Source organism: Achromobacter sp. 1011791174, from assembly GCF_059760925.1.
Genome location: NZ_JCBANH010000001.1, coordinates 62,760 through 75,810, shown reverse-complemented (window position 1 = coordinate 75,810; position 13,051 = coordinate 62,760). Strand labels below are relative to the sequence as shown.

Annotated in this window: 12 protein-coding genes; 6 read left to right on the top strand and 6 right to left on the bottom strand. The window is 65.8% G+C overall.

What is annotated here, in order from left to right:
- Positions 1-209: 209 nt before the first annotated feature.
- The 5 genes from AC6LJ5_RS00340 to AC6LJ5_RS00320 form a co-directional block, all read right to left on the bottom strand.
- Positions 210-1,736: a tripartite tricarboxylate transporter permease gene (locus AC6LJ5_RS00340; protein WP_103271766.1), complete on the bottom strand. Its 1,527-nt coding sequence runs from the start codon at positions 1,734-1,736 to the stop codon at positions 210-212.
- The gene (locus AC6LJ5_RS00335) at positions 1,733-2,170 is read right to left on the bottom strand and encodes a tripartite tricarboxylate transporter TctB family protein (RefSeq protein WP_498139554.1); all 438 of its coding nucleotides are present in this window, start codon (positions 2,168-2,170) and stop codon (positions 1,733-1,735) included. The genes AC6LJ5_RS00340 and AC6LJ5_RS00335 overlap by 4 nt, the downstream gene beginning before the upstream one ends.
- Positions 2,171-2,287: 117 nt before the next feature.
- Positions 2,288-3,286: a Bug family tripartite tricarboxylate transporter substrate binding protein gene (locus tag AC6LJ5_RS00330; RefSeq protein ID WP_498139553.1), complete on the bottom strand. Its 999-nt coding sequence runs from the start codon at positions 3,284-3,286 to the stop codon at positions 2,288-2,290.
- A 118-nt stretch (positions 3,287-3,404) separates the two neighbouring features.
- On the bottom strand, positions 3,405-4,901 hold the full coding sequence (locus AC6LJ5_RS00325) for a sensor histidine kinase (protein WP_498139552.1): 1,497 nt from the start codon (positions 4,899-4,901) through the stop codon (positions 3,405-3,407).
- Positions 4,888-5,568: a response regulator gene (locus tag AC6LJ5_RS00320; protein ID WP_103271769.1), complete on the bottom strand. Its 681-nt coding sequence runs from the start codon at positions 5,566-5,568 to the stop codon at positions 4,888-4,890. The genes AC6LJ5_RS00325 and AC6LJ5_RS00320 overlap by 14 nt, the downstream gene beginning before the upstream one ends.
- A 491-nt stretch (positions 5,569-6,059) precedes the next feature.
- Here AC6LJ5_RS00320 and AC6LJ5_RS00315 point away from each other — a divergent pair, with 491 nt between their 5' ends.
- On the top strand, positions 6,060-7,442 hold the full coding sequence (locus AC6LJ5_RS00315) for a ClcB-like voltage-gated chloride channel protein (RefSeq protein WP_498139551.1): 1,383 nt from the start codon (positions 6,060-6,062) through the stop codon (positions 7,440-7,442).
- Between the two features lie 36 nt (positions 7,443-7,478).
- Here the strand turns inward: AC6LJ5_RS00315 and AC6LJ5_RS00310 are convergent, their stop codons facing one another.
- Positions 7,479-8,390 carry a LysR family transcriptional regulator gene (locus AC6LJ5_RS00310; RefSeq protein WP_103271772.1) on the bottom strand — a complete coding sequence of 304 codons (912 nt, stop codon included), beginning with the start codon at positions 8,388-8,390 and terminating at the stop codon, positions 7,479-7,481.
- A 263-nt stretch (positions 8,391-8,653) separates the two neighbouring features.
- Here AC6LJ5_RS00310 and AC6LJ5_RS00305 point away from each other — a divergent pair, with 263 nt between their 5' ends.
- From AC6LJ5_RS00305 to AC6LJ5_RS00285, 5 genes are read left to right on the top strand one after another with little or no spacing between them, the layout of a single operon-like run.
- Positions 8,654-9,430, top strand: a complete 777-nt coding sequence (locus AC6LJ5_RS00305; protein ID WP_498139550.1) for a 5-oxoprolinase subunit PxpA — start codon at positions 8,654-8,656, stop codon at positions 9,428-9,430.
- A gap of 46 nt (positions 9,431-9,476) precedes the next feature.
- Complete coding sequence (locus tag AC6LJ5_RS00300; RefSeq protein WP_103271774.1) at positions 9,477-9,719, top strand: acetyl-CoA carboxylase; 243 nt, start codon at positions 9,477-9,479, stop codon at positions 9,717-9,719.
- Positions 9,720-9,726: 7 nt separating this feature from the next.
- Positions 9,727-11,127 (top strand): acetyl-CoA carboxylase biotin carboxylase subunit, encoded by a 1,401-nt coding sequence (locus AC6LJ5_RS00295; RefSeq protein ID WP_498139549.1) that lies wholly within the window; start codon positions 9,727-9,729, stop codon positions 11,125-11,127.
- A complete protein-coding gene (locus tag AC6LJ5_RS00290; protein WP_498139548.1) occupies positions 11,124-11,996 on the top strand; it encodes a 5-oxoprolinase subunit B family protein in 873 nt (290 codons plus the stop codon). The genes AC6LJ5_RS00295 and AC6LJ5_RS00290 overlap by 4 nt, the downstream gene beginning before the upstream one ends.
- On the top strand, positions 11,989-12,978 hold the full coding sequence (locus tag AC6LJ5_RS00285) for a 5-oxoprolinase subunit C family protein (protein ID WP_392411125.1): 990 nt from the start codon (positions 11,989-11,991) through the stop codon (positions 12,976-12,978). Before AC6LJ5_RS00290 ends, AC6LJ5_RS00285 begins: the two co-directional genes overlap by 8 nt.
- Positions 12,979-13,051: the final 73 nt, after the last annotated feature.

Here is a 13,051-nt window from a genome sequence, read left to right as displayed (position 1 = left end):
AACGCTGCAGCAGCCTGAAAGAGCGCGCCAAATGGCGCGCTCTTTTCATTTTCACCAATACGAGCAAATACTCGCTATTAACGTTTTGCAAGCAAAGCCAGCGAGAATTCGCGCATAAAAAAGGGCGCCGCAAGGCGCCCTGTCCAAGAACCGGCAGAGGCACCCCGCGGCGCCGCGCCTGCCGGTGCGCGGCCCACTGCGGCGTCCGGTCATGCCGGCCCGACGGCAACCTTCTTCTGCGCGCGCAGGCGGCGCATGAGCTGCGGCACCACAACCACGGCGCCGGCTGCCACCCACAAGCTGATGGCGACCGGGCTATGAAACAGCACCGACACATTGCCATCGGTGATGGACAAGGCGCGCCGCAGGTTCTGTTCCATCATGTTGCCCAGCACCACGCCCAGCACCAGCGGCGCCATCGGCAGGCCGAACTTGCGCAGGAAGTAGCCCAGCGTGCCGATACCGGCCACCAGCAACAGGTCGAACGTGCCCGCGTTGATCGCATACACGCCGATGTAGCTGATGCAGAGAATGCCCGGCACCATCAGCCAACCCGGCACCGACAGCACCTTGGAGAACAGCCGCACCATCGGCACGTTCATGATGAACAGCAGCACGTTGGCCACGAACAGCGAGGCGATCAGGCCCCAGACCAGCTCGGGCTTGGAATCGAACAGCACAGGCCCCGGCGTGATGTTGTAGAGCGTCAGCGCCCCCATCATCACCGCCGTCGTGCCCGAGCCCGGCACGCCCAGCGTCAGCATCGGCACGAAGGAACCCACCGCCGAAGCCGTGGCCGCCGCCTCGGGCGCGACCAGGCCGCGCATGTCGCCCTTGCCGAACTTGGCGTCCGGATCCTTGCCTTCGATGATGCGCTTTTCCTGCGAATAGGCCACAGCCGCGGCCACGCTGGCGCCCGCCCCCGGCAGCACGCCCACGCCGAAGCCGACGAAGGCGCTGCGCACCACGCTCCACCACGTGAACGCCAGCTCTTTCAGATTGAACAGCTTGCGGCCGCTGGGCTTGACCTCGACGCTGTGCCCGGCCATGACCTTCTCCAGCATTTCCAGCATCTCGCTGACCGCGAACAGGGCGATCACCACCACCACGAACTCGATGCCGTCGGACAGGTGCACCAGATCGAAGGTATAGCGGTATACGCCCGAATTCGCGTCCACGCCGACCACCGAAATCGACAACCCGATCATCGCCGCCAGCACGCCCTTGACGGGCTGCTTGCCCAGCAGGCTGGTCAGGCAGCAGAACGCAAAGATCATCAATACGAAGTATTCAGCCGGACCGAAGGCCAGCGCCCATTTGGCCAGCAGCGGCGCGAGCAGGATGATGCCCACCACCGACACGATGGCGCCGAAGAACGCCGACCAGGCCGACAGCGACAGCGCCACGTTGGCCAGGCCCTGGCGCGCCAGCGGATAGCCGTCCAGCGTGGTCATGATGGCGCTGGCTTCGCCCGGCACGTTCAGCAGGATGGACGTGATGCGCCCGCCGTACTCGGCGCCCACGTATACGGCCGCCAGCAGGATCAGCGCCGTTTCGGGCGGCAGGTTCATGGCGAAGGCGATGGGAATCAACATCGCCACGCCGTTGATCGGGCCCAGTCCCGGCAACACGCCCACCAGCGTGCCGAAGAACGAGCCGATGGCCGCGACCAGCAGGTTGGTCAGCGAGAACGCGACGCCAAAGCCGATGGAAAGATGATCGAGGATGCCGCTCATATCAGGTTCTCCAGCAGTCCGCCGGGCAGGACCACGTCCAGCACCTTGTCGAACAACACGAAAAAGAAGGCGCTCATGACCACGCCGCCGATGGCGCACTTGCCCCAGCCGCCGCCGAACAGCCGGCCCACCGCCACCGTCATCAACGCGGTCGCGACGATGAAGCCCAGCCACTGGAACAGGAAGGCGTAGCCCGCGCAGAACAGCACCATCAGCGCGATGCGCCCGTTGGCGCCGGGCGCGTTGGCCTGCACCGGGTTGCCACCCTTGATGGCCAGCCGCAGGCCGCACAGGCCGATGATCAGCGCCAGCAGCAGCGGGAAGGCACGCGGGCCGACGGGCTCGTAGGCGAACGGCGCCTCGATGTCCCATCCCGCCCAGGTCATGAAGGCCGCCAGCGCAAGCGCCGCGATGCCCAGGGTTCGATCGTTCATGGTGATGTCTTTCCGTGATGGCCGGAACGCGGCGTAGCCTCGTCCCGCCGCCCGCGAATGAACCGCGGGCGGGCTGCCACGCAGCGCTCGGGTTGGGATGAAGGCCGGCGGCCTAGATCACTTCTTGACCAGGCCGAAACTCTCGGCCAGTTCGCCGTACTGCTTCACCTGCTGCTTCACGTAGGCGTCCAGCTCGGCGCCGGTCTTGCTGAAGGGAAACAGGCCCTGCTGCTCGCGCAGCTTCGCGAATTCCGGCGTGCCGGTGGCCTTGTTGAACGCCTGGACCCAGAACTCATAGTCGCTGTCGGACACCTTCGGCCCCACGTAGAAGCCGCGGATGATGGGCCAGACGATGTCATAGCCCTGCTCGCGCGCGGTGGGCACGGTGTTCAGCTTGCCCGGCAGGCGCTGGTCATTGAACACGGCCAGCACGCGGATGGGAGCGCCGCCCTCGAGCATGGTGAAGGCTTCGGCCGCGTCGCCCATGTAGGCCTGGATATGGCCCCCGCGCAACGCAGTCACGGCCTCGCCGCCGCCTTCGAAGGCCACGAAGCGCATCTTCTTGAAGTCCACGCCCGCCGCCTTGGCGGTCAGCGCGGCCTTCATCCAATCCTGGCTGCCGACGGTGCCGCCGGCGCCCAGCACGATCTTGGTCGGATCCTGCTTGAAGGCCTCCATCAGGCCCTTCAGGTCGGTGTACGGCGAATCGTTGCGCACCACGGCCACGCCGTAGTCGGTGCCGATGCCGGCCAGCCAGCGCACGTTGTCGACGTTGTACTTGCCGAACTTGCCCTGCGCCAGATTCAGCAGCGAACCGCCGGAGAAGGCCACGATGGTGCCCGGCTCGTTCGGATGCTGGGCCACGATGTTGTTGTAGGCCACGGCGCCGATGCCGCCCGGCATGTAGACGATGCGCATGGCGGTCTTGAGCGCCCCGCTCTGCTTCAGGCCCTCGGTGGCCAGGCGGCAGGTCAGGTCGAAGCCGCCGCCGGGCTGGGCGGGGGCGATGCACTCCGGACGGCGGGGTTCGGCGGCGGCCTGGGCGGCGCCCAGCGACAGGGTCAGGGCGCCCACCGCCGTGGCGGCGGCCAGGCGCAGCTTCAAACTGGTCTGCATTGTTGCGTCTCCGAAATTTATAGGTCTGGATCCGATGCCCGCCTTGCAGGCCGTCCCATGCGCGGCTCTGCTGGCCCCGCGGACGCAACCGTACAAAATCGAACCTTTCCAACACCTTTCAAATTCTGTGATTTTCGTGACGCAGCGCAGCATCCGCGGTGTTTTCCAGGGTAAACACCAGCGCCGCGCGCAAGCCGGGCTGCGGCGTCCGGTTCTCCAGGACCAGCTTCGCGCCCAGGATCTCGGCGATGGTGCCGACGATGGCCAGGCCCAGGCCGGCGCCCGGCTTGTTCCTGCCCGCCGCTCCCCGGCGGAAACGCACGCAGGCGCGGGCGATGTCCTCGGCCGACATGCCCGGGCCGCTGTCCTCCACCACCAGCCAGGCCGTCCCGTCCCCGACCAGCACCCGGACCGTCAGATCCCCGCCCTGCGGGCTGTAACGGATGGCGTTGTCCACCAGGTTGCTGACCGCCTCCCGCAGCAGCCAGTCGGCCGCCGGCACCTTGACCGGTCCAGACGGCGTGTCCATGCCCACGTCCAGCTGGCGGGTACGGGCCGCCGGCAGCAGGGCGCGGATGACGGCGTCCGCCGTGTCGACCAGGTCGACCGGCTCGGGCGCGAACCCGCCTTCGGCCAGGGAGGCGTCTTTAGCGCGCGCCAGGGCCAGCATCTGGTTGGTGGTACGCACGGCCCTGTCCAAGCCTTCCTGCATCGCCAGAAGGGCTGTACGGACCTCCTGGGGGTCTGTTTCGCGCAAGGCATAGGCCGTCTGGGTCCGCAAAACCGACAAAGGCGTGCGCAATTGGTGCGAGGCGTCGTCCAAGAACTGGCTTTGCACCCTCGCCTGAGCCGCAAAACGGGCCATGTGGAGGTTTATGGCGCTGACCAGGGGTAGGACCTCACCTGGCATGTCCGATGCGTCTACGGGGCTTAAATCGTCCGAGGACCGCTTTTCCACATCCTGGCGCAGCCGTTCCAGGGGCCTCAGGGCCATGAAAACCCCCAGGATGACCACCAGGACGCTTATGACGATCACGGCCAGGTCGCGTTCCACCGAGCGCAACAGCACCCGGTGCAGAAATTCCTGGCGGGTGCCCAGGCCTTCCGCGACCTGCACGATTATACGTCCCCCTTTATTCGCGTACAGCGGCGGATCCATCGGACGGGCCAGCGCCGCGACTCGCACCGGCGTGCCCAGGTAGTCGGCATAGAAAAACTGCGGCTCGCCAGATTCCAGCGGCCGGTCGGGCATGGGCAGGTCCGGATGACCGATCTCGGCCAGCCCGTCCTCGGTGGCCACCCGGTAGAACACGCTGCCATTGGCTGTCAGCTCGAAGAATTCCAGCATCAGGTATGGCTGCTCCATGGCTAATCCACCGCTGGCTGTGGATATGTTGTGGTCGATCGCGCGCAGCGCGCCGGCGAGCGAGCGGTCATAGGCCATGTCGACCTGGTTGCGCAGCTGGTGGTTCGACAGCCACAGCGCGGCGATCATCACCAGGACCAGCGTCGGAATCAGCCACCAGAGCAACTGCATTTTCAGCGTCCGGGGGCGCCTGCCCTGTGCCGGCAGGCTATTTTTCGCGCCGATTTTTTCCGTACTACGGGTTGTCAACAGCGTTCTCCAGGCAGTAGCCCATGCCGCGCATGGTCACGATCTGCACATCGGTATCCGCTAATTTCTTGCGCAAGCGGTGGACCAGCACTTCGATCGCTTCCAGGTTGATGTCCGCATCGTCGGTCAGGATCCGGTCCAGGATCTGCTGCTTGTTGATCGGTTCGCCACTTTTCTGGATCAGCGTGCGCAGCACTGCGTGTTCACGTGGGGATAACTGCAGGGGCTGTCCGTGGACCGTGAATTTCTGTGTCGCGGTATCGAAAACCAGGTTTCCCAGGATGTGCCGCGGACGTTCTCGCCCTCGGCTGCGCCGGATCAGCGCGATCAAACGCGCTTCCAACTCTTCCACAACAAAGGGTTTTGGCAGGAAATCATCGGCGCCTTCATGCAGCGTGCCGATTTTTTCGGCGAGTGAGTCGCGCGCAGTGAGGACCAGCACCGGCGTTCGATCGTCGCGCGCGCGCATCCTGGCCAGCAAGGAATGGCCATCCATGCCCGGCAATCCCAGGTCGAGTACGACCGCGTCGAATTCTTCCATTGCCAAACGCCGTTCGGCAACCAGCCCGTCATCTGCCCATTCCACAACGAAACCCGCGTGACGGGCCAGGCTGCGTGCCAACCAGCGGGCAAGTTCAGCTTCGTCTTCTATCAGAAGGATGCGCATGGACGAAGTCCGGGGGGGCGTGGCTGGGAGGTGAGAGAGAGCATGTTTGTCTTTTCCCTGTAGTTCTCTTTATATAAAGACTAATGATTAATAAGGCCTGTGGATAACTACCTTAACCTTGGAAACCTGTTTTTTTTCATAGCCTTGCGACGGTTTTTGGCTGTGCAAGAACTCTGTGTGGGAAAAAAGTCGAAGTTGGACAAGATTTGGCGACCCCGCCAAAACCCCCGCTTGTTCAACTTGCCTCCACAACATGTGCACAACAACGCGCCCCAGTAGTTATCCACAGGCTGATTCTTGCCGGACAGGCTCCGGATCGCCATTTTTACCCCTGAAAAACCCGCTTTGCCCATCCTGTTTTTCACCCCCTGGAAGCCTCCAGAAAGCCCTGTGAGGCACGTTCGCGGGCAGGCATTCCAGGCCCCATGCGCGCGTTCGGTTGACGGTCCGCTGAACAAAAAGTGAGCAGCTGCCGCCGTAGAATTCTGGCCATGGCAAAAGAAATTCGAATCGGAAAATTCCGCTGGGCCGGGGCGTTGCGTGGCCAATTGGTGGCCGAAAACCTGCCCTACACCTTGTTCACAGCCGCCTTGATGGGACTGCTGGGCGCGCTGGCCACCGTGGTGTTCCGCGAGCTGCTTTCCTGGATACAGGTGGTGCTGGGCGGAGAGGACACGCCGCATGGCATGGTCCATCTGGCGCGCGGCCTGGAGTCCTGGCAGCGGCTGCTGTTGCCGGCGGCCGGTGGCGCGTTGGCCGGCCTGGTTCTGCAACTGGCCTCGCGCTGGCTGCCCAGACGCGGCGCGGCCGATTACATGGAAGCCATCGCCGTCGGGCGCGGGGTGATCGGCTTTCGCCAGACCCTGGCGCGCAGCGCGTCCTCGCTGCTTTCCATCGGATCCGGCGCTTCCATCGGGCGCGAAGGGCCCATGGTGCAGCTGGCCGCGATGCTGTCCTCATTGAGCGGCCGCTTTCTGGTCCTGCCGCCACGGCAATTGCGCCTGCTGGTGGCATGCGGCGCGACGGCGGGCATCACCGCCGCGTACAACGCGCCCATCGCCGGCGCCCTGTTCATTTCCGAGATTGTCTATGGCGTGATTTCCTCGGCCACGCTGGTGCCGCTGGTGGTGGCCTCGGTCGTGGCCAATATCGTGACGCGGCAGATCCTGCATTACGACGCGGTATTCCATATGCCGCCCTTCGACTTCGTATCGGGATGGGAAGTGGCCAGCTATCTGGGACTGGGCCTGTTGGCCGGCCTGCTGGCGCCGCAGTTCCTGCGCCTGCTCGACCTGTCGCGCGCCGGTTTCGGCCGCCTGCCCGCGCCGCTGTGGACCCGCATGGCCCTGGGCGGCCTGATCGTAGGCGCGCTGTCTCTGTACAAGCCCGAGGTCTGGGGCAATGGCTACAGCGTGGTCAACAGCATGCTGCATACGCAGTGGGCCTGGTCGGCGGTCGCCGCCATCCTGCTGCTGAAGATCATCGCCACGGCCGCCAGCGCCGGTTCGGGCGCGGTCGGCGGCGTGTTCACGCCTACCCTGTTCGTCGGCGCGGCGCTGGGTTCGCTTTATGGCGTGGGCCTGCAGGCCCTGCTGCCGCCGGGCGCGGTGTCCACGCCCGCCAGTTATGCCGTGGTCGGCATGGGGGCGATGCTGGCCGCCACGACCTATGCGCCGCTCATGTCCATCCTGATGATTTTCGAGATGACGCTGAGCTATGAGGTGATGCTGCCGCTGATGCTGGCCTGCATCACGGGGTATGCCCTGGCGCAGCGGATACGGCCGGCATCCGTGTATGCGAAGTCGCTGGCGAGCAACCGGTTGGCGCGTGCAAGATTCGGCGGGGGCCGGGATGTGAGTGGGCGATCTTCCTGAGTGACATGCTCTTTAAATATGAGCTATTGCTCATAATCAAGCCTGGCCTACCCGCTGCGCCGTATAGGCATGCCGGAAATACTCGCGCACCGCCCGCATCGCCGGCGATATCTCCGCGCCCTTGCGCCAGGCCAGTCCCACGTTCATGGGCGGAATCGGATCCTTGAGCTGGATCGTCTCGATGCGCCGCCCTTCCAGCGACCAGGGCCGGTAAACCATGTCCGACAGCACCGCCACGCCGCTGCCGTTGGCCACCATGCTGCGCACGGCCTCGACCGACGAGGTGCGCAGCCGCACGTCCGGCTTGAACGGCGTTTCGTTCCAGTAGCGCAGTGCTGTATAGGCCGCTTCGTCCACCGTCAACATGATGAAAGGCTCGCGCGCCACGTCTTCCAGCGTGACGGTATCGCGCTCCAGCAAGGGATGCCGGGCCGGCAGCCATAGCCGCCGGGGCGAACCGAAGAAATGCTCGACCGCCAGGTCCGGGTTGGCCACATTGGACGTCAGCAGCACCGCCATGTCGTAGCGGTTGGCGATCAAGCCTTCCTCGATGGCGCTGCGGTTCAGCTCGTGCAGCTGGATGTCCAGCTGCGGATACTGCTGCGACAGCCGCTGCAGGTGATACGGCAGGAAATAGCCGATGACGGTATAGGACGCGGCCAATAGCAGGCGGCCCGACACATCCTCGGCCGCGCTGGGCATGCGCAGCGCCTCGTCGACCGAGGACAGGATGTTGTACGCATGATTGAGAAAGCCGCGGCCGCTGTGCGTCAGCGTCACGCCGTGGGCGCCGCGTTCGAACAGCGCCGCGCCCACGGTTTCCTCCAGCTCGCGGATGGCGCTGGTGACGGCGGACTGGGAGATCGCCAGCTGGATCGCCGCTTGCGAAATCTGGCCCAGTTCGGCCGCGGCGACGAAGTACTTGAGCTGGCGCAGCGTGATCGACATGGCGGGTGTTATCTGAATATTCGATATCAAGCACGCAGAATATCTATTAATCCTGGTGGGAACCAGAAATCAAAACCTGGGGATTTCCCTTGGTTTTTATAGTGAAAGTTCAAATCTGTCCGCTTCGGCGCAACTGCGTGATATCTGAATTTCAGATACTGAACGATCAATAAAAAGAACTTTTTATCCCCGTCCGCCTTGGCTACTGTTCACGTCAAGCGCCGCGCCACACGCGGCCCGCAACAAGACGGAGACATCCCACAATGCGCAAGCGGAGCATCGACCTGAATTCCGACATGGGCGAAGGATTCGGCCCATGGACCATCGGAGACGGCGTGGACGACGCCATCATGCCGCTGATCAGCTCGGCCAACATCGCCACCGGCTTTCATGCCGGCGATCCCAACATCATGAACCGCACCGTGCTGCTGGCGCGCGAGCATGGCGTCTGCATCGGCGCCCATCCCGGTTTTCGCGATCTGGCCGGCTTCGGCCGCCGCGATCTGCGCGAAAGCGCCGACGCCCTGGTCCACGACATCGTCTATCAGCTGGGGGCGTTGCGCGAATTCGCCCGCCTGCACGGGCTGCGGCTGCAGCACGTGAAACCGCATGGCGCGCTGTACATGCTGGCCGCGCGCGACGAGGCGCTGTCGCGCCGGCTGGTCGAGACGCTGCGTGAACTGGAGCCGACGCTGGCCCTGTACTGCATGGAAAACTCGGTGACCTGCCGCATCGCGCGCGAACTGAACCAGCCCGTCGTGCGCGAGTTCTATGCCGACCGCGACTACGACGCCAGCGGCTCCATCGTCTTCACCCGTCGCCCGCAGCCGCTGGACCCGGACAAGGTCGCCGCCAAGGTGCTGCGCGCCTGCGTCGACGGCAAGGTCCGCACCGTTGACGGCCAGGACATTGCCATCGACTTCGATTCCGTGTGCATCCACAGCGACACGCCAGGCGCGCTGGCGCTGGTGCGCGCCACGCGCGCGGCGCTGGACGAGGCCGGCATCCATGTCGCGCCGCCCAGCGTCACCGGACCCTGAACCCGCGCGCGCTTGCAACCCATACGAACATTCCAAGGAGAAAACCATGTCGTCACAGGAAATCCCCAGCCCCTTGCCCGGCACGTTCTATCGCCGGCCCAGCCCCGACGCGCCGCCGTTCGTCGAGCCCGGCGCGACGGTCGCGGCGGGCGACGTGATCGGCATCGTCGAGGTGATGAAGCAGTTCAACCAGGTGGAAACGCCGGTCGCCGGCGTGGTCGAGGCTTTCCTGGCCGAAGACGGCGACCCGGTGGATATCGGCCAGCCGCTGCTGCGCATTAAGGAGTGAGCGTTCCATGTCCGTGATTGACTCTTCCTACCGCCCGCGCCGCATTCACAAGCTGCTGGTGGCCAACCGAGGCGAGATCGCTTTGCGCGTGATTCGCGCCGCCCGCGAACTCGGTATGCGCAGCGTGGCGGTCTATAGCGACGCGGACCGCGACGCGCTGGCCACGCGCATGGCGGACGAGGCCGTGCACATCGGCCCGGCCCACGCCAGGCGCAGCTACCTGAACGTGGACGCCGTGTTGAAGGCCGCGCGCGAAACCGGCGTCCAGGCCGTGCATCCCGGCTACGGCTTTCTTTCGGAGAACGCCGCCTTCGCGCAGGCCGTCAGCGACGCGGGCCTGATCTTCGTCGGCCCGGATGCGGAGACCATACGGAAAATGGGCGACAAGGCCGCCGCGCGCGCCTGCGCCCTGGCGGCCGGCGTGCCGACCGTGCCCGGCAGCGCAGGCGTGGTGTCCTCGCTCGATGAAGCGCTGACGCATGCGGGCGGCATGGGCTATCCCCTGATGATCAAGGCGGCGGCCGGCGGCGGCGGGCGCGGCATCCGCGTGGTGCAGGACGAGGCCGAGCTGCGCGCGCAGATGCCGCAGGCCCAGGCCGAGGCGCAGGCGGCGTTCGGCTATGGCGGCGTCTACCTGGAACGCTACCTGCCGCGCGCGCGGCACATCGAAGTGCAGGTGCTGGGCGACGGCAAGAACGCCATCCATCTTTATGAACGCGAATGCTCGTTGCAGCGGCGTCGCCAGAAGGTATTCGAGGAAGCGCCCTCGCCCGCGCTGGACGCCGCCACGCGCCAGCGCCTGTGCGAATCGGCGGCGCAGCTGGCGCGCTCGGTCGGCTATCGCGGCGCCGGCACGCTGGAGTTCCTGTACGACGACAGCCGTGGCGCGCAGGATTTCTATTTCATCGAGATGAACACGCGCATCCAGGTCGAGCATCCCATCACCGAGGCCGTGACTGGCGTGGACCTGGTGCGCGAGATGCTGCGCATCGCCGATGGCGAGCCGCTGCGCTGGCGCCAGCAGGATATCTCGCTGCGCGGCGCGGCCATCGAATGCCGGCTCAATGCGGAGGACCCGCAGCGTAATTTCGCGCCCAGCCCGGGCCGCGTCGATCAGCTGCGCTGGCCGGGCGGACCGGGAGTGCGCGTGGATTCCATGCTGTATCCGGGCTGCACGGTATCGCCCTACTACGATTCGCTGCTGGCCAAGCTCATTGTCTGGGACGAAGACCGTGGCGCGGCGTTGTCGCGGCTGTCGCGGGCGCTGGACGAGGTCGAGTTGGAAGGCGTGCATTCCACGCTGGCGCTGCACCGCGCGCTGGCACAGGATCCCGAGGTGGTGGCGGGCGACTACCACACGAACTGGCTGGAAGCCTGGATGCGGGCGGAGCGGGAGGAGCAGCGATGAGCGTGCGCTACACCCATGGCGGCGACGAATTCATCTTCGCCGAGATCAGCGAGGACATGTCGCTGGAATCCTTCTTCAAGGGCATGGCCATCACCCGCGCGCTGCGCGAGCGCGCGGTCGACGGCGTGACCGAGATCTGCCCGGCCAACGCGTCCTATCAGGTGCGCTACGACCCCGATCGCATCGCGCCCGACGCGCTGCTGGCCCTGCTGCGCGAGCTGGAGGACGGCATCGACATGGCCAACCTCAGCCTGGACACGCGCATCATCGAAGTCCCGGTGTACTACAACGACCCATGGACGCACGAGACGCTGATGCGCTTTCGCGAGCGGCACCAGGACCCGGCATCCACCGATCTGGAGTACGCCGCGCGCATCAACGGCTTTACGTCGGTGCAGGCCTTCATCGACGCGCATGCCGGCTCGCCCTGGTTCGTGTCCATGGTGGGTTTCGTGGCCGGCCTGCCCTTCATGTTCCAGATGGTCGAGCGCGAGCGCCAGCTGCAGGTGCCGAAGTACCTGCGGCCGCGCACCGACACGCCCAGGCACACTGTGGGACATGGCGGTTGCTTCGGCTGCATTTATTCCGTGCGCGGCGCCGGCGGTTATCAGATGTTCGGCGTGACGCCCGCGCCAATCTTCGAGCCGGGCCAGCGCCTGGCGCATCTGCGGGATTCGATGGTGTTCTTCCGGCCCGGCGACATCGTCAAGTTCAAGCCCATCAATCGCGAGGAATACGACCGGGCCGAGGCCCAGGTCGAGGACGGCAGCTTCGCGCTGCGCATCCGTCCGGTTTCCTTCTCGCTCGCGGAATTCCTGCGGGCGCCGCAATCGTGCAACGCCCGCCTGCTGGAGACGCTACATGGCTGACGCTTCCCACATCGAAGTCCTCAAGCCCGGACTGGCCACCTCGGTGCAGGACAAGGGCCGCCAGGGCTACTACCACCTGGGCATTCCGCCGTCGGGCGCGCTGGACCAGTACGCGCTGGCGGCGGCCAACCTGCTGGTGGGCAATGCCGAGGACGCGGCGGTGCTGGAATGCACGCTGCTCGGCCCGGAATTGCTGTTCCACCGCGCCGCGCTGATCGCCGTGACCGGCGCCACCATGGCGCCGAAGATCGATGGCAAGCCCATGCCCTGCAACATGGCGCTGGCCGTGCCCGCCGGCAGCCGCCTGTCGTTCGAGTTCGTCTCGGCGGGCGCGCGCGCCTGCCTGGCCGTGGCCGGCGGCATCGACGTGCCGGTGGTGTTGGGCAGCCGCTCGACCTATACACTGGGCGCCATCGGCGGGCACGAGGGCCGCCGGCTCAAGGCCGGCGACAAGCTGGCCATCGGCCAACCCTCGCCGCGCGCGCGGGCCGGGCGCGAATTGCCCCTGGACCTGGCGGCGCACTGTCCCAAGACGCAGACGCTGCGCGTATTGCCGGGCCTGTACGATCATCGGCTGGAACCGGAATCGGCCGCCACGTTCTACCAGGACGCCTGGACCGTCACGTCCGAGGCCGACCGCATCGGCTACCGCTACAAGCAGGGCCGCGCGCTGCGTTTTCGCGAGCGCGAACAGCCCTTCGGCGCGGGCGCGGATCCGTCCAACATCGTCGACGCCTGCTATCCCATCGGCTCGATCCAGGTGCCGGCCGGCGTGGAGCCCATCATCCTGCACCGCGATGCCGTGTCCGGCGGCGGCTACGCCATGATCGGCACGGTCATCAGCGCCGACATGGACAAGGTCGGACAGATGCAGCCCAACCAGAGCGCGCGCTTCGAAAAGGTGACGCTGGAGCAGGCGCTGGCCGCCAGGCGTGAGCACCACGCCCGCTACGACCGTTTGCGGCAGGCGCTCAGCGGTTAAGACACCGGCATCCTCGACCGCGCCCTGAGCGGCGCGTTTTCCCCGCTTTCTTTCACGTTCCACGCCGCAGCCC

Excerpts from the sequence above, each read along its gene's own strand:
- AC6LJ5_RS00295 (WP_498139549.1), top strand. The coding sequence starts at position 9,727 with ATGTCCGTGATTGACTCTTCCTACCGCCCGCGCCGCATTCACAAGCTG.
- AC6LJ5_RS00285 (WP_392411125.1), top strand. The coding sequence starts at position 11,989 with ATGGCTGACGCTTCCCACATCGAAGTCCTCAAGCCCGGACTGGCCACC.
- AC6LJ5_RS00290 (WP_498139548.1), top strand. The coding sequence starts at position 11,124 with ATGAGCGTGCGCTACACCCATGGCGGCGACGAATTCATCTTCGCCGAG.
- AC6LJ5_RS00335 (WP_498139554.1), bottom strand. The coding sequence starts at position 2,170 with ATGAACGATCGAACCCTGGGCATCGCGGCGCTTGCGCTGGCGGCCTTC.
- AC6LJ5_RS00305 (WP_498139550.1), top strand. The coding sequence starts at position 8,654 with ATGCGCAAGCGGAGCATCGACCTGAATTCCGACATGGGCGAAGGATTC.
- AC6LJ5_RS00300 (WP_103271774.1), top strand. The coding sequence starts at position 9,477 with ATGTCGTCACAGGAAATCCCCAGCCCCTTGCCCGGCACGTTCTATCGC.
- AC6LJ5_RS00315 (WP_498139551.1), top strand. The coding sequence starts at position 6,060 with ATGGCAAAAGAAATTCGAATCGGAAAATTCCGCTGGGCCGGGGCGTTG.
- AC6LJ5_RS00330 (WP_498139553.1), bottom strand. The coding sequence starts at position 3,286 with ATGCAGACCAGTTTGAAGCTGCGCCTGGCCGCCGCCACGGCGGTGGGC.
- AC6LJ5_RS00320 (WP_103271769.1), bottom strand. The coding sequence starts at position 5,568 with ATGCGCATCCTTCTGATAGAAGACGAAGCTGAACTTGCCCGCTGGTTG.
- AC6LJ5_RS00340 (WP_103271766.1), bottom strand. The coding sequence starts at position 1,736 with ATGAGCGGCATCCTCGATCATCTTTCCATCGGCTTTGGCGTCGCGTTC.
- AC6LJ5_RS00310 (WP_103271772.1), bottom strand. The coding sequence starts at position 8,390 with ATGTCGATCACGCTGCGCCAGCTCAAGTACTTCGTCGCCGCGGCCGAA.